Raw genomic sequence first — 16,780 nt, forward strand, 5'->3', positions numbered from 1 at the left:
GTTACTTCGTCCTAATGAAGTAGAAGGTTTTCCAGTAGTCGAATGACTCTGGACCGTTGGGTCCCAGCCCCTGGAAGTCCACGAAATCGACCTTGCCTTGACGAACGATGGCATTCCAAACGTGCGCGGTGACGTTGTCTGTACCGTAAATAATCCCACGAGCTCCGTTACCAGCCGCCAGCAACTCCTTCTCGATCATTGTCCGCCCATCCACCGGGCGCCATGGCGCGTCAGCGTAGTGCGCGATCAACTCAAGGCCGTCGGGGACCGGATCATCAGGGTAAAGATTCGTGGCCGAAGCCGGTTTACCGGCCAGGGTCAGGTCTCCCGAGATCGCACATGCCACACAGTTGAATTCGCCCCCAACCGCATTGACGGTCTTCAGGGACTTGTCGTCTGCGAAGTCCTGCAACTCACAGGCGAACGCCGTCCGTGAAGCACCACCGTTGAAGTCGTCCCGGACGACGCCACCACCGCAGTTGTCCCAAGCCGACACCTGCGAAGGCAGAAGCGGCGACGGTATCGGCGCATCGACGTTCTGGACCACCGGGTTCTTGGGGTCCAGGACCTGCTTGAGGAAGATGTCGTAGATCGACACCAGGTCCTGGACGTTGTCGAGAACCTCGGCTACCACGTTGGCCGGCAGGTTCGGCGAGGACGAGATCTGAGGGCCACTCACCAGAGGGTTCTTCGCCGCGTCCGGGATCGGGTCGGCGACGTTCTCCGCCTTCTTCTTTTGGTCGATCCGCGCCTGGATGCCTGGCGGCGGCGGGGGCGGAGGAGCTATCCGCTTCGGCGGCCAAGGACCAGGACGAGGGCCGGGGCGAGGACCAGGACCAACGAGCGGACTAGGAGCGGGAGGGTTCCCACCCTTCCAGGAAGGATTCCACGAGCGGTCGCTCCTGGTATCCACCCAGTAGCCGCTGCGACCCGAACTGCCATAGCAATCGCGGAAGCCAAAGCCGCAGTATGCGCTCCACTCCTCGCGACTGACATTGGCACAACGATTGCCTGCCGCATCCCTCAGCTCACAAGACCGTCCAGCCGCCGGCACGTCCCAGAAAAAGTTGTAGGCGTTGCCGATCGGTCCAGTGAACCGACCGCCGACCCTGGTGATCGGCTTCAAGATCGGTGTCGGGCCGGGACGTGGTGCGCGGAGGTGACCATCCGGGTCGATTCCATTGAGCGAATCGGCGTTCCCATAGGTGTAGCGGTTCGCGCCCACCGACGGACTGACCGGCAGGGAAATACTGTCCCGCGCGTTGAAGGTCCCCGAGCCCGGCGAGTACCACCGAGCCCCCATGTCGACCGAACCCGTACTCGGATCCGTGTAGTCCGACTGGAACCCGAGCGGACTTGATACACCGTTGGACGCTGTCTTCCCGCCGAACGGGTCGAAGCTCGCCGAACCGGCCAGTGCGCTCGCCGCCGAGTCGAGGGTTCCGACGACGTCCGAGTGCTGGTCGGTCAGTGTGAGCTGAGCAGCGCCGTCCGGCGAGCGCTGGGCCAACACCCCGTCACCGGTCCCGCGTGCGAAGGCCGACGAGCCGTCCGAGACCAGGTCGAGGCTCAACCCGTCGTAGGTGAACGGCGCACCGTTTCGCGACGACGTGCGGTCGAGGCCGTCGTATTCGTAACTGACACCGCCCTGCTTCACCGCACGATCGAAACCGTCGAATCCGGATTGAACGGTTCCGGCTGAGCCGGTTCGTGAGACCAGAGTCCCCCGAGGACTCCACGAGAAGCCTTCGGCGCCCTGGGTCAGTTGCCGGTTCCGCTCGTCGAAGGTCGAGGTCTGTTCTCCGACCTTGATCCTGTTGCCCGAGTCGTCCCAGGCGTAGCCGACGGTCTGCCCTCCGGCGGTCCACGACTTCAATCGGCCGGCGTGGTCGTAGGCGTAGGTGTTGTCCGCGGCACCCGCGAAGCCGACCGTCTTCTTGGCGGTCAGCCGGTCGTTGAGGTCATAGCCGTAGGTCAACGACGCTACGGATTTGCCGTCCGCGCCCTTCAGTTCGTCCTTGGACTGACGGCCGAAATCGTCATAGCCGTAGGTCCGCACGCGTCCCGAGCCGTAGTCGAGGCTCGCCACCTTCCCCGCGTCGTCGTAGCCGATCGTCTGCTTGAGACCGGTCAGTCCGTCCTGCTGGGTGTCAAGCCGCCCCTTCGCATAGGTGAAGGCCGCGGTGCCCGCGCCGTCGACTCGCTTGGTCAGCCGTCCGTTGCCGTCGTAGCCGTACGTCGAGGTGCCGGTCGTGGGACCGGTGCTGGTGAGCAGGCCACCACGATCGTTGTACGTGAACGTCTTTTCCCCGCCGGGTGTGTCGACGCCCAGCAATCTTCCAGCCAGGTCGAACCGCTGCTTGCGTTCCGTCGTCGCTTGCTCGGCACCTGTCGCGGTCTCGGACTTCAAGCGGCCGAGGGTGTCGAACACGGGCCGTCGGACGACGTCACCCGGCGCCCGGACCGAGACGGGCCTGCCGCCGAGGTCGTACGCCGTCGTCCACGTGCGATCCGCCGCCGCGGGATGAGCCTGCGTCGCGGGCTCGATGACCGATTCCGGCAACCCCAGCGAGTTGTACGTCTTATAGGTCGCGTTGCCCCGGCCGTCTGTGACCCGAGTCCGGTTCCCGGCGGGGTCGTACCCGAAGCTCGTCGTGATGGTCGCCGATTCGGAGACTGGTTCCTGCTGCTTGACGAGCAAGCCCCGGCTGTCATATTCGAAACGGCTCGTGCGGCCGAGAGCGTCGGACACGGACACCTTGTTGCCGTCGGCGTCGTAAGCCGCCGCGGTCTTGCGCAGGATCCGCTCTTCCGGCGAAAGGCTGTAGACACCCGTCGCACGGCCTGCCTGGTCGTAGCTGAGGTACTCGGTACGGCCGTGCCCGTCGGACTCCCGGACCTGTCGCCCCGCGAAGTCGTAGCCGTATTGCGAGACCACCCCGGCCGGGTCTGTCGCCTTGATCCGCTGACCGAGCACGTCGTACTCGTACGCCGTGAGTTCTCCAGTCGGATCGGTTTTCGACCGAAGGTTGCCAGAGTCGTCATAACGCAGCTTCGTAACGAAAGCGGCAGGGTCGGGACGACGTTCCAAACGCGTCGCCGTGACCTGACGGCCCAGATCGTCGTAGGTCGCCTCGACGCGCGACAGTGTGGGGTCGGTCGTCGAGAGCATCTCCCCTTCGGTCGTGTAGCCGTACTTCCAGACACCACCGGGGCGATCACCCGCCTCGGGGTCCGGGTCGATCCGCTCCACCGGCCGGTTCAGCTGGTCATAGCGGTATCGAGTGACGGCACCGAGAGGATCTGTCTGAGCCAGCAGATTGCCCACGGCGTCGTACTGCAGTTTTGAGACCGCCTTCGCCGCGACGGACTCTCCCGGCTTGAGGTACTCCGCCGACGCCGCCTGGATCAACCTGCCGAGCCGGTCATACGACTTCGTTTCGACCCTGCCGTTCGGATCCCGGGTCTCGGTCACCTCGCCGAAAGTGTTGTAGCCCGTGGTGCTCTGCGGACGCGTTGTCGCGGCAGCGGAACCCGCGGTTTCCGCGGAAACCGGTGCGAGTGTGGTGACGGACAACCGGCCCAGCTTGTCGTAGGCGAGGTTGGTGGTGAACCCCGCCGCGTTCGCGCCGGAGACGTTCCCTCGCGGCGCCGTGACCGACGTGACAGATCCACGCTGGTCGTAGGCGACAGTGGTGGTGAGCTTCTCCGTCAGGCTCTTCGTCACCGATGTACTGGTCTGGCGGCCCGCTACGTCGTAGCGGAACTCGGCCGTCTCCTGGTTCCCCAGGTCCAGTCTCGTGCTGTTCGAGCTCTGTCCGGTGTGGACGACCTTTTCGACGTCGCCGCCCGATCCGTAGGTCCAGGCGGTCCGGTTGGCGAGGCCGTTCGGGTCGACCGTCTTGGCGACGCCTCTTCCCGCGGCGTCGTATTCGTACGTCGTGACCCGTCCTCCGGGCTCCACGAGCTTGGTCTTCTGCCCCGCGGCGTCGTAAGTGAACTCCCGAAGGGTGATGTCGCGCTTGGGCGCGCTGGGGTTGAACGGATCGCTCACGTTGTGCGCGATCACCTTCCAGGGCTTCCCGTCACCGAAGTACTGGTACCGGGTCGTGCGACCCATCGAGTCGGTCTCGCGGACTCTCCGCCCGGCCAGGTCGTAGCCGTAGGAGGCGAGCACCAGGGTGGGCGACGAGGACGTGTCCCCTTCCCCGTCGGTGTCGCCGCCCTCGCCGCCGGGGTCGGTCGCCTGGCCGTGCCAGGACCGCAACCGAACCTCGGCGAGGGCGTTGCGTGCTGTGTACCCGTATTCGTACTTGTTGCCTGCGGGGTCCACCATCCACATCTTGTTGCCGAAGTGGTCGTAACCGAAGTGGGTCGTTCCACCCTCTGCGTCAGTCACCTGGTTCTGCCGACCGAAGGCGTCGTAGACGAAGGTCGTGACCCGGCTTGGATCCCCGCCGGTCAGGTCCTTGGTCTCCGTGCGGATGACACTGCCGTCGGCGTCGTAGGCGGTCAGCGTCTGCGCCGTGTGCGTCACGCCGGTGATCGGGTTCGTCACCCCTGGGCCGGTCTCGGAGATCGGCTTCGAACGTGCGTCGTAGACGTAAGTGGTCGTCGATCCACCCGGATCCGCATCGCTGACCACGGTTTCTGTTTTCTTGCGCCCGAGGACGTCGTAGGTGTAGGACGTGCTCAGCCCGGCGGGGTCGACGATCTTCGCGAGATCACCGTTGCGGAAGTACGAGTAAGCCGTCACTCCGCCACGCGGATCCGTGGTTTTGAGCAGCGAACCCGCGGGAACGTTGCCGCCGCCCACTGCCGCTTCGGAGCCGTTCGCGTATTCGTGCCGCGTGACCTCCCCGGCGGCGTTGGTTTCGGTCGTCAGCAAGCCACGCACGCCCAGATCCGTGTACGTGTAGTTCCTCGCGAAGGTCGCATCCGAGCCATTCGCGGAACGCGCGTCCCTCGAGGTCAGGAGCTTGTCGTTGCGCGGGTCGGTGACGTCCGCCGAATTCAGGTAGTAGCTGTAGTAGGCGGTCTGGCAATCCCCCGGCGCCACCCGGCAGGTCTTCCTTGCGACGACATTGCCGCGCTCGTCGTTGGTGAGCACCAGGAGGTTTCCGAGTTCGTCACCGATGGTGGTCTGGAAGCCCTTGTCGTCGTAGTCGTAAGTGCGAACCCCTTGCCCGTTGACGGGGCCACCGACCCACGTTCCGTCGCCACCCACGGGTCCACCGCAATACGAGGGGTCGCCCGGTGTCGGCGGCGCGCTCGGATCGCAGGGAACCGGGTCCGGAGGCAACGGTTTTCCGCCGGAATCCCGTTTGTCCTCCTGCCGGAGTCCCTGTCCCAATGGAGCGACGTACCGCAGAATGCGCCCACGAACCGGGTCATAGTCGTAGAAATGCAGCCGGTTCGCCGGATCCGCCACCTGAGTGGTGCGGATCAGGTTGGTCTCCGTCCCGGTGACTGTGGGGCGGCCAAGACGCCAGCGTCCACCGTCCCGGTCCACGACCTCGGAGAGTCGGTCCGCCGCGACGTCGTAGCTCAGCTGCGCAGCCACCCTGCCCGTCGGCAAAGTGATCTTGGACAGGTAGCTTGCACCGGTGCGCGCCTGGTAGTGGGCCGCGGCCGTCGTCGGCCCGACCGGGTACTCGTAGAAGGCGACTTCGTCGATCTGCCCGGAGAAGAAACGGCGCGCGTCGGTGCCCCAAGCCGGCCAGGAGGACGGCGGAACCGTGTACGCCGCACCGATCTGGTTGTAGACGACGTCGTCATGCGCGATCTCACCCTGGACCGATCCGGCTTTCTGCCCGTCCAGGTACAGGGTCTGCGTGGCGAGCGAGCCCGAAAGCACGACGTGGTGCCAGCGGTCGTCGTTCACCACCGCCGCCGAGGTGATCGGCGCGGCGGCGCCGTTCCAGAACTGGCCACGAAGCTTCCCGTCGGTGCCGACGTACAGCACCGGCACCGCACCGGAGGGCGTGCCGCTGATCGGCGCCTTCTGGTACCCGAAAAGCGGGCCGCCTGTCGTGGTCTTGAACCACATTTCGACCGCGAGATCACGATTCTTGCGGACCATGCCGTCCGGCAACGTGACTACGGAGGACGTTCCGTTGAACGAAGCCGCCGTGTTCGCCCCGTCGGTCAGCGGGCCCGGCTGGCCGAGGACGACGTCCTTGTAGGTCCCGTTGTCCTTGCCGAGCTTGAGCCCGTTCTCACTGGCCGCGGTGGTACCCGCGGCCTCTCCAAGCCGCCAGTACGAGGACGGCCGCGAGTCCACGACCGAACTCCGGTAGTGGGAACCCGCCGTGTAGTCGTAACCGGTACAGCCCCCTTCGGGGTCGCAAACCTTGGTGAGCCGGTCGCCGTCGTAGGTGTAGTTCCAGGTGAGCTGCTTACCGTCGACCGGATCGGTGCTGACCGACGTGACGTGGTTCCCCGTCCACTTGAAGTACAGGATCCGGTCGCTCGTGCGGCTGATCGCCCGCCGAAGTTGTTCCGGTGTCCCGTAATCGAGCTCGATGTGGTTACCGGCGTGGTCGTAGATCTCGATGAGCCTGCCGTCCGGCCTGAACCGGTACAACGTCGCCGACTTGTCGGTCAGCACCCAGCCGCCACCAGCGGCTTCGACCTCGATCCGGAAGTTCGCCTGCCGCCCGGGCGGCGGCGCGAACGTACCGTCATGGTTTCGTCCGAATCTGACCTGCTGGCCATCCGGATAAGTGACGACCACGTTTCCGGAGCCGTCGCCGTCCGGGACCACCTTCATGTCGTACCGCGTCGACCAGCCCGCGCCGAAGAGCAGATCCTTGCGGGGATCGAGGCTGTTATAGGTCCGCCCGACGGTCAGCTCCGGCCCCTTCACCTGCAGAGACGCATCGATAGCGCTGGTGAAGTAGTTCCCGGTCTGCGGATCGAAGTCCCGCTGGGCGCCACTGTAGGGCGCGTTGGACAGATGCGAGGTGATCTCCGGCTGCGGGACAGCCGTCAGCAAGTGGCTCGGTGGGAGCTTCTGACTCTCGGAGTTCCCGTCGAAGGCGAACGCCCGCCACTGATAGTCCTTGCTCCACCGCAGCCCGCCGACCGGGACGGTCCAGGTCCGCTTGGTCACATAGCCCGAGTCCACACAGGACACACCCGTGAGCGTGCCGTCGGGTTTCGACACGTACTTTTCGCAAACCTCGAACCGGTACTTCAGCGTCGAGGAGACCGGAGCATCGACATCGACGGCGTCGACCCACAACTGCGGGGTCAGGGTCTGCGCAGAGAAACCGTTGGGCGGGTATTGCGCCTTCACGATCGGCGGGACGTCGAAAACGGTCATCGCCAATCGAGTCGGCGGGATCTGTTCGTCCGTGAACCAAGCACCGCCGCGGCGCAACATGCTGAAGTCGAAGAAGTAGTCACCCACTTCGATCGCCTTGATGGTCGCGTCGAGGGTGACCGAGTCGCCACGGGGGACGTCACGGGGCAGCGAAGCCGCTTCGACGGCACCGACCGGCGCGCCCGCCTTGGTGAAAACGCGATAACCGAGCGCGAAGTTCGCGGCGGTCCAGGTGTCCGCGCCGCGGTTGGTGACGGTGATCTTGACCTTACCGCTCTGCAGGCGCGTCACCGGCGGCTCAGGCACACCGCGATCGACCCGGTACTCGGCGTCGTAGGCTGAGTGGGTGACGAACAGGCGGGGCGGATTGGCGGTGCGATTACCGGTGAACTTCTTCCAACCGAAGCGATCCGTCTCCGACGCGCGCACTGTCAGGCCGTAGTTGGGCTGGGCGCCCGTGACCCACCGCTGCACGAGATCGCGTCCCGCCACGCCGAGGGGAATCAACTCGGTCGCGGAAGGACAACTCGAAGCGTGCTGATAGAGACCGATATAGCCGTGAGCGAAAGACTCTTGCGCGAGAGCGGCGCCGTAGGCGGGGCCGGGGAACGCACTCGACGTGTTCCAGGGCGCGGTGACGTCGTGCACGGTGACAGGCCGGGGCTGGCAGGACCACGACCAGCTGCTCTTGAGCGTCAGCTGCGCGCCGAGGATCTTGTGATTGCGGAGACGGCTCTCCACTCCACCGAACGACAGATAGCTGGCGGCCTTGGATGAGCCGTTGGTGCCGACCTTGAGCTCGGTCCCGCCGTCGATCCTCGAACCGCTCTGGAAGACCGCGCCACCGTCGGACACCGTCGTGTCGACGCTGGGATCGACCTCGACCGGGAACTTGCGGGCCGGATCCCGGAGCCAGGTCGCGTCGAGATCCACTCGTAGCACCGCCGCGCCATCGCGTTCCAGCAGCCGGTAGGCGACTCCCTCCGATCGTGTCCGTTCGCCGGTCTCAGGGTCGGTCCGGGCATCGACCATGAAGCCGGCCGGAATCCGTGCCCGTTCCCGGCCCTCCGCGTCGAGCAACGCGACGTCCCGACCCACCATCGACGCGCGTAGCCCCTTGAGACGCAAGGGGAATTCCCAGCTCGTCGGCGCGTTCGCCGATTTGAGAACGAGAGTTTCCTTTACACCGCCCGGAACGACGTCGAATCTGACGTCCGATTCGGGCCGCACCGATGAGTAGGTGACCTGGCTGCCGGACACCGCACCACCCTGGCGCGCGGCGTCGGAGAGGCCGAAGCCGAAGTGGTGTTCATCGTCGATACGGACATCGACCATGCCGTCCGCCGAAGCCGCCGAAGCGAAGTTCAGCGCTACGCTGTCCCCGCCGTTGCGCCAGCCTTCGTTCCGCTCGCGCGGGACGAGCGCCGTGTCGATCGGGCGGTAGGTGCCGTCCGGTGCGCGATAGTTGATCGGCTCGTCACCGAACTCCGTGGTCAGCGTGCCGTCGGCGTTGGCGAACGTCCGATCCGTCGCCGTCCGGCGGTCAGGCAGCTCCCTACTGGTCTTCTCGTCGAAACCCCGGACCTGCGCTGCGACCGATTCGACCTTGACTGCGTTCTTTCGGGCGTTCTCCGTACCTCCGGGAATCGGCGGGTACTTCGCCTGCAAGGACTTCGCTCCCGCGACGTTGGCCGGACCGCCGGTCTCGGGTTCCTGCGACGCCGCATTCCCCTGCTCTTGACGCGGCGACAACGCCATTGCCTGCTGGAGCAGCTCGGCGTCGGAGGGCCCGGACGCGCCGTAGCGCGTGGCGGGCCCTACCAATCCGGCCACGAGCGCAACGGTCAAGCCGAGCAGGCTCACCTTGCCCAGCAGACCGGTTCCCCGTGCTCTGTCCCGGTGCGAAGAAGACATACGAAGGCCCGTCCTCATGAGGTGAAGTCACTGAATGGATCGGAGATACGGCGTTCGCACCTGGGTGCGTCCGGAGTCTCTTCCGGACGCACCCAGGCGGCAATCGTCATGCCCGTCAGAGGGGCGGCTTGGGCAACGGCCCGCCGATGAATGTCGTGCCCCCAGCGGCTGCCGATCGCATTGCCGGAGCCGGCGTGGGCGAATAGGCATAGGTGATGCCGTCGACGTCCCGGAATGTCACGACGACGCCGCCCCCGGACACAGCCGTGCTCGCCGGGTCGGTGACCGACTGGAAGGCGGCCCCCGTCCGCGAGTCGACCAGCCGCCGCCAAGCGGTGTAATTCGTACTACCGGGCGCCTTTTGCTCGGCTGTGTAGACGTAGCCGTCGTTCGCCCGGACCGCGACGTGTACCAGACCACCTGAATCAACCGATGCCGCCGGTGCGCCCGCGGCGGTGATACCGGCCAGCGCGACCCATTCGCCGGTGAAACCGGCGGCCGTCTCGCGTTGATTGACCACAGCCCCGTCGGTTCGGGTAGCGAAGGCCTCGAGCGTGTTGTCCGGGTTCGGCGCGGCAGCGAGTTTGCCGGTCAAGCCGCTGGCGGATACGGCCGTCCAAGCGCCGAGCGCCCCGTTCACGTAGGTGGTCTTGGTATAGGCCCCCGCCGTCGTCCGAGCGACGAGATCGATGCCGTCACCCTGCACCACAGCGGTCAGATCGCCGGTCAGCCCTGAAGACGGCAGTACGCGCCACGGCAGATACTGCTTGCTGGCAGCGTCCTGTGGCCGCACCCAGAGCTTGCCAAGGTCGTCGACCGCGAACGTGGTTCCGACACCCGATCGCTGGACGAGCACGGCAGAATCCGGCGTCCAGCCGCCAAACCCGCTCGCGGCCGCCCAGGACGTGGAGCCAGCGGCTTGGGTGCTCGTCCGGCTTTCGCTGTCCTGCCCGAGCGCGACGACCCGCAAGCTGTCATCGGCGAGCCGAAGCGCTGCCGGGGTCCCTGTGTAGGCCTGGTGTCCTGGCACGACGGTGAACTCGACGACACTGACGTCGTCGGAGCGCTGACGACCGTGAATCAGACGACCGAACGCATCCACATAGAAGTGTTGGAGTCGGCCACCCGCTCCTTCGATAACGACGCTGGGCGCGTTCGTGCGCACCGGAACCGACGGACGGGTGGGCTGTCCTGTGTTGACGAGTTTGCAGTCGTCCGTCGTGACGGCAACCTGCCAGTCCGTTCCGACCGACCCGAGAACGGTAGGCCCTGGTGCCCACGTACCGCCACCGAGGTAGCGGTACCACTTGAGCTGGCCATTGTTCTTGTCGAGGGTATAGAGGACATCGCCACCGGCCGACGCGACCTGGGCGAAATTCTGCCAGCCGCCGAAACCGACGACCTTCGCGTACTCGATCCAGCGCTGACTGGCCGTGTCGTAGTGGAACCGGTGCAGATCTCCGCCGGGAGTGCGCGCATAGAAGACGCCGGCACCGGCTCCGACGATCAGATCGTACCGGGCCGTCGTCCAGCCGGTGTCGATCAGGCGGTCAGTCCAGACTTTGGTCGCCTCGTCGTAATGCACCCACGCCAGGATGTTGTCGTGCGCCCAATAGAAGTCACCGAGCGAATCGACCGTGATCCTGTTGCGATTCGCAGGTTGTGTCATGCCGTACCAGCCACCGGTGATGATCTGCCCGGCACCACCGTTCTCCCATCCCGTGGCAAGTCGGCGCTGGCGCAGAACGTTGCCGTTGGCGTCGATCAGGTACAGGCGACCATCAGGACCGGCCAAGGTCCTACCGGCCCAGGTATTGCCGATCGCCGCCCTGCCCACCCACGAGTTGACACCGGTCTCGGGTTCGTTGTGCCGGTCCATCTCCAGAACCGTGTCCGGTTTCGTGTAGAAGACACTCGCGTTCGCCCGGCAGGTGATGGTCTCGGCAGCCGCGATCTGCGTACCCGCCGTCGCAGCCACGCCACTGAGCGCGATGGTGAACGCGGAGCAAAGAATCGCAGGTCTCCGAACAGACCGTCTCTGACGCATGGAATCCCTTTTCGTGATGAAGAAGATAATTCGGGCAGCATTGAAACGCTCCACCACGAAAACATGCTGGAGCCACGCGAACCTCGGGTGAATCGTGAAGATTAGGGCGTCAGCAAACGCCACCTGAGCAAAGGTGATGTCCCCGGTATCGAACAACCGGGTGACGTTCCCTCCCTGAGCGCCAACCTCCGACTTCGGCCGGGCTCGCCCTCCCGCGAGCCGTCCGATGATCACATCGGCACACTCCGGCGGCCGTTACTAAATCTTTCACATTTGGGCTATTCGGCCTACAGCCGACAACCTTCGTCCCTGCTGGCGGGCACGGCGACTTGGACGAGAGTGGCTACCGTCACATGGGAGGACGCTCGAGACCCCCCGAGCCCCTGCGACGAGTTGCCCCCTTTGCCGAATCTTGCCCCCGCCTCCGACCTGGACACGGCCCCGCGGATTGTCAAGCTAATTGCTGAACCACCATAAATGGCAATAGATTGTCAACAAGTAACCAACATGAGATCGAGGACACGGCGCGATGGCTGCTTATATGGAAGACGCAGCCCCCTCACAGGAACCAGTATTTCACCCTTTAGAGTGACGCATCCGCATCGGCCCGACTACCGGTGACGTTCCTGGGGGTTCAACCATGATGACGCACGAGCAGTACCTGTCCACGAAGAGATTCCCGGCCCTCGACGGGCTGCGCGCGATCGCCGCGCTCCTCGTGGTGGTGTTCCACTACGGAGGACCGTCGTGGGCCATGGCCAACGGGTGGATCGGCGTCCACCTCTTCTTCGTTCTTTCCGGCTTCCTGATCACCACGCTGGCACTGCGTGAAGAAGACCGAAACGGCAGGATCTCGCTCGCGAACTTCTATATCCGTCGTGCGTTCCGCATTCTTCCCGTGTATTTCGCGGTCCTGGGCATCATCGTGGTGTTCACCTATCTACGTGGGCAGTACACGTCCAGCGGGCTCGCCGGAGCGATGCCGTACTTCCTGACGTTCACCAACGAATTCGCCCACAACGCACCCTTCGGTCAGTCGTGGACGCTGGGAGTCGAGCAGAAGTTCTACCTCGTCTGGCCGTTCCTGGCCTTCGGCATCGCGGCGCTGAGCTTCCCGAAGCGGCTGGGCCTGGCGATCGGCCTGATCGCGCTCATGATCGCCCTGATCCCGGTGATGCCGTACGCCGGCGCCTACTCGCCGATCATCATCGGTTGCGCGCTCGCCATCGGCCTTCACTACCGCAAGGGCTTCGCGGTCCTTCGCGTCTTCACGCACCCCATCGCCTGCTTCGTCCTGCTCGCGACACTCGTCGTCCTCCAGATCCACATCACCGACATCGAGGCCTTCTTCCAAGACGGCGGCACGATCGGCGGCACCACGTACGCGGTACTGGTCGCGCTGTTCATCACGTCGCTGATCCCGCGCGGCCCGATCGCCTGGCTCTTCTCCACCCCACCGATGCGGTTCATCGGCGAGCGGTCGTACTCCGTGTACCTCCTGCAGGGGGTGGCGGCGACGGTGGTCGCGCTGTCGATTCCCCAGCTGGGCGCCCACCGGACCCTGACCGCGATCGCCGTGACCGTCGTCGCCCTCGTCATCTCCGACGTCCTCTACCGCTGGATCGAGGTGCCGATGATCGAGGTCGGCCGCAAACTGGTCGCCCGGCGCAGGCCCGTACCACCCCGTCCCACGATCCGGGAAGCAGAACCCGCCCTGGCCAGCGGCTGAGCGATTCGGGCGGATCACCCTTGTGCGGGTCCGGTACTCTGGTCGCCAAGGTCGAGAGGCGCTGCAACGGACCGCGGGGTCCGCCACGCTCGGCCCCGGACCTCACCGCAAGGGCGCCTCCCACGACATGGGAGGAGCGCTGGATGGAAACGACCGCCCTGCGAAAGCTGCTGGATGAGCGCATCGTGGTGCTCGACGGCGCGTGGGGGTCGATGCTCCAGAACGCCGGCCTCAAGCCAGAGGACTACCGCACCGAGCGGTTCCAGGATCATCCTCGTGACATCACCGGCGACCCCGACCTGCTGAACATCACCCGGCCGGACGTCGTCCTCGACATCCATCGCCAGTATCTGGACGCCGGCGCGGACATCACGACGACGAACACGTTCACCGCCACCACCATCGGCCAGGCGGATTACGGGCTCGAGCATCTCGCGTACGAGATGAACCTCCGCGGCGCCCAGATCGCGCGCGAGGCGGCGGACGCGGCGGGCGGGAAGTTCGTCGCCGGGTCGGTCGGGCCGCTGAACGTCACGTTGTCGCTGTCCCCCAAGGTCGAGGACCCCGCGTTCCGCGCGGTGACCTTCGACGAGGTGTACGCCGCGTACGCCGACCAGATCAAGGCGCTCGCCGAGGGCGGCGTCGACCTGCTGCTCATCGAGACGATCTTCGACACCCTCAACTGCAAGGCCGCCATCGCCGCGGCCCGTGACGTCGCACCGCATCTGCCGCTGTGGATCTCGGTGACGATCGTCGACCTGAGCGGCCGGACGCTGTCCGGGCAGACCGTCGAGGCCTTCTGGAGCTCCATCGAGCACGCGGATCCGCTGCTCGTCGGGGTCAACTGTTCGCTGGGCGCCGAGGAGATGCGCCCGCACATCGCCGAACTGTCCCGCCTCGCGGGCACGTACACGGCCTGTCACCCCAACGCAGGCCTGCCGAACGCGTTCGGCGGGTACGACCAGACGCCCGAGGAGACCGGCGGGCTGCTCGGCGACTTCGCCACGGCCGGGATGGTCAACGTCGTCGGCGGCTGCTGCGGCACGACCCCCGCGCATATCAAGGAGATCGCCGACGCCGTCCGGGGGATGGCGCCGCGGACCGTCCCGGATCCGAAGGCGCACACCCGGTTCAGCGGGCTCGAGCCGTTCGAGATCGGCAAGGACACCGGGTTCGTCATGATCGGCGAGCGGACCAACGTCACCGGTTCCGCCAAGTTCCGCAAGCTGATCGAGGCCGACGACCACCAGGCCGCCGTCGACGTCGCGCTGGAGCAGGTCCGCGGCGGGGCGAACCTGCTGGACGTCAACATGGACGCCGACCTGCTCGACAGCGAAAAGGCGATGACCACGTTCCTGAACCTCATCGCCACCGAACCCGAGGTCGCGCGGCTGCCGATCATGATCGACAGCTCGCGCTGGACGGTCCTCGAAGCCGGGCTGAAATGCGTGCAGGGCAAGGGAGTCGTCAACTCCATCAGCCTCAAGGAAGGCGAGGAGCAGTTCCTCCAGCAGGCCCGCCGCATCCGCGATTACGGCGCCGGCGTGGTCGTGATGGCCTTCGACGAGGAAGGCCAGGCCGACACCGCCGACCGCAAGGTCGAGATCTGCGCCCGCGCCTACGACCTGCTCACCCAGCAAGCCGGTTTCGCCGCCGAGGACATCATCTTCGACCCGAACGTGCTCGCCGTCGCCACCGGTATCTCCGAGCACAACGGGTACGCCAAGGCGTTCATCGACGCACTGCCGCGGATCAAGGAACGCTGCCCCGGCGTGCACATCAGCGGCGGTATCTCGAACCTCTCGTTCTCCTTCCGCGGCAACAACGTCGTGCGCGAGGCGATGCACTCGGCCTTCCTGTTGCACGCCGTGCGCGCGGGGCTGGACATGGGCATCGTCAACGCCGGGCAGCTCGCGGTCTACGAGGACATCCCCAAGGATCTGCTGGAACTGGTCGAGGACGTGCTCTTCGACCGACGCGAGGACGCCACCGACAGGCTGGTCACGTTCGCGGAAACGGTCAGCGGCAAGGGAACCAAGCGCACGGTCGACCTCTCCTGGCGCGAGAACCCGGTCGAGGCACGCCTCAGCCACGCGCTGGTGCACGGCATCGTCGACTACATCGAAGAGGACACCGAGGAAGCGCGTCAGAAGCTGCCGAGGCCGCTCGAGGTCATCGAAGGCCCCCTGATGGACGGCATGAAGATCGTCGGCGACCTGTTCGGCTCCGGGAAGATGTTCCTGCCGCAGGTGGTCAAGAGCGCGCGCGTGATGAAGCGGTCGGTGGCCTACCTCGAACCGTTCATGGAGGCCGAGAAAGAGAAGGCTCGCCTCGAAGGCCGGGTCGAAACCCGCCAGGGCAACGGAAAGGTCGTCCTGGCGACGGTCAAGGGCGACGTGCACGACATCGGCAAGAACATCGTCGGCGTCGTCCTCGGCTGCAACAACTACGAGGTGATCGACCTCGGTGTGATGGTCCCCGCTTCGGTCATCCTCGACACGGCCATCTCCGAGGGCGCCGACGCCATCGGGCTTTCCGGCCTGATCACGCCGTCGCTGGACGAAATGGTCAACGTCGCCACCGAAATGGAGCGGCGCGGCCTGAAACTGCCGTTGCTGATCGGCGGCGCGACCACCTCGCGCCAGCACACCGCGGTCCGTATCGCGCCGGCGTACGAACACACGACCGTGCACGTCCTGGACGCTTCCCGCGTCGTCGGCGTCGTCGGCGACCTGCTCGACGCGGACCGCGCCGAAATCCTCGACAAGAAGAACCGCGAGGACCAGGAAGAGCTGCGCGTGCAGCACGCGAACAAGCAGCGCACGCCGTTGCTGACGGTCGAGCAGGCGAGGGCCAACCCGGAGAAGGTCTCCTTCGACGACATCCCGACGCCTGCCTTCACCGGTGTCCGGTACGTCTCACCGTCGCTCACCGAGCTGCGCGAGATGATCGACTGGGCCTTCCTGTTCCTGGCCTGGGAGCTGAAGGGCAAGTACCCGGCGATCCTGGACAACCCGGTGGCGCGCGAGCTGTTCGACGACGCGAACACCCTGCTGGACCAGATCATCGCCGAGGAGCGGTTCCAGGCGAAGGGCGCGTACGCGTTCTGGCCCGCGCACTCCGAGGGTGACGACATCATCCTCGAGTCGGGCGTCAAGTTCCCGATGCTGCGCCAGCAGACCAAGAAGCCGCTGGAGCGGCCGAATCGCTGCCTGTCCGACTACATCGCCCCGGCGGGCGCGGGCGATCACCTCGGCGGCTTCGCGGTCACCATCCTCGGTGCCGAGGAGTTCGCGGCCGAGTTCGAGGCGAAGCAGGACGACTATCGCGCCATCATGGTGAAGGCGCTCGCGGACCGGCTCGCCGAGGCGTTCGCCGAGCACCTGCACCTCCAGGCGCGGCGGGACTGGTTCGAACCGGACGCCGATCCGAAGCTGGAAGACCTGCACGCCGAGAAGTTCCGCGGCATCCGCCCGGCGCTGGGTTACCCGGCGAGCCCGGATCACAGCGAGAAGCAGGAGCTGTTCGACCTGCTCGACGCGGGCAGTTTCGGCATGGCCTTGACGGAGTCGTTCGCGATGACGCCGGCGGCGAGCGTCAGCGGGCTGATCTTCGCCCACCCCGCTTCGCGGTACTTCACCGTCGGACGGCTGGGCAAGGACCAGATCGAGGACTACGCGGTCCGTCGCGGTCTCGAACTGTCCACTGTGGAACAGTGGCTCCGCCCGAACCTCGCCTACGATCCCGAATGACACAATGACCG

4 protein-coding genes are annotated in these 16,780 nt (G+C 65.8%); 2 read left to right on the plus strand and 2 right to left on the minus strand.

The genetic code is table 11. The annotated features are described in order from the left end of the window. Position 1 precedes the first annotated feature (1 nt). A complete protein-coding gene (locus tag AB8M46_RS00465; protein ID WP_394359230.1) occupies positions 2–9,241 on the minus strand; it encodes a LamG-like jellyroll fold domain-containing protein in 9,240 nt (3,079 codons plus the stop codon). 115 nt (positions 9,242–9,356) lie between these two features. Further along, a complete protein-coding gene (locus AB8M46_RS00470; RefSeq protein WP_394359231.1) occupies positions 9,357–11,444 on the minus strand; it encodes a tachylectin-related carbohydrate-binding protein in 2,088 nt (695 codons plus the stop codon). Between the two features lie 484 nt (positions 11,445–11,928). Between AB8M46_RS00470 and AB8M46_RS00475 the strand changes: the two genes are divergently transcribed. Together AB8M46_RS00475 and metH are read left to right on the plus strand one after the other, a co-directional pair. After that, positions 11,929–13,017 (plus strand): acyltransferase family protein, encoded by a 1,089-nt coding sequence (locus AB8M46_RS00475; RefSeq protein WP_394359232.1) that lies wholly within the window; start codon positions 11,929–11,931, stop codon positions 13,015–13,017. 143 nt (positions 13,018–13,160) lie between these two features. Next, entirely contained in the window at positions 13,161–16,769 is a 3,609-nt protein-coding gene (gene metH, locus AB8M46_RS00480) for a methionine synthase (protein WP_394359233.1), read from the plus strand. The last annotated feature ends 11 nt before the right edge of the window (positions 16,770–16,780 follow it).

The sequence above is a fragment of the Amycolatopsis sp. SB7-3 genome, assembly GCF_041021335.1.
Taxonomy (GTDB): Bacteria; Actinomycetota; Actinomycetes; order Mycobacteriales; family Pseudonocardiaceae; genus Amycolatopsis; species Amycolatopsis japonica.

Bases quoted from the DNA above. Each gene is read 5' to 3' on its own strand.
- AB8M46_RS00465 (WP_394359230.1), bottom strand. From the start codon at position 9,241: ATGTCTTCTTCGCACCGGGACAGAGCACGGGGAACCGGTCTGCTGGGC.
- metH (WP_394359233.1), top strand. From the start codon at position 13,161: ATGGAAACGACCGCCCTGCGAAAGCTGCTGGATGAGCGCATCGTGGTG.
- AB8M46_RS00475 (WP_394359232.1), top strand. From the start codon at position 11,929: ATGATGACGCACGAGCAGTACCTGTCCACGAAGAGATTCCCGGCCCTC.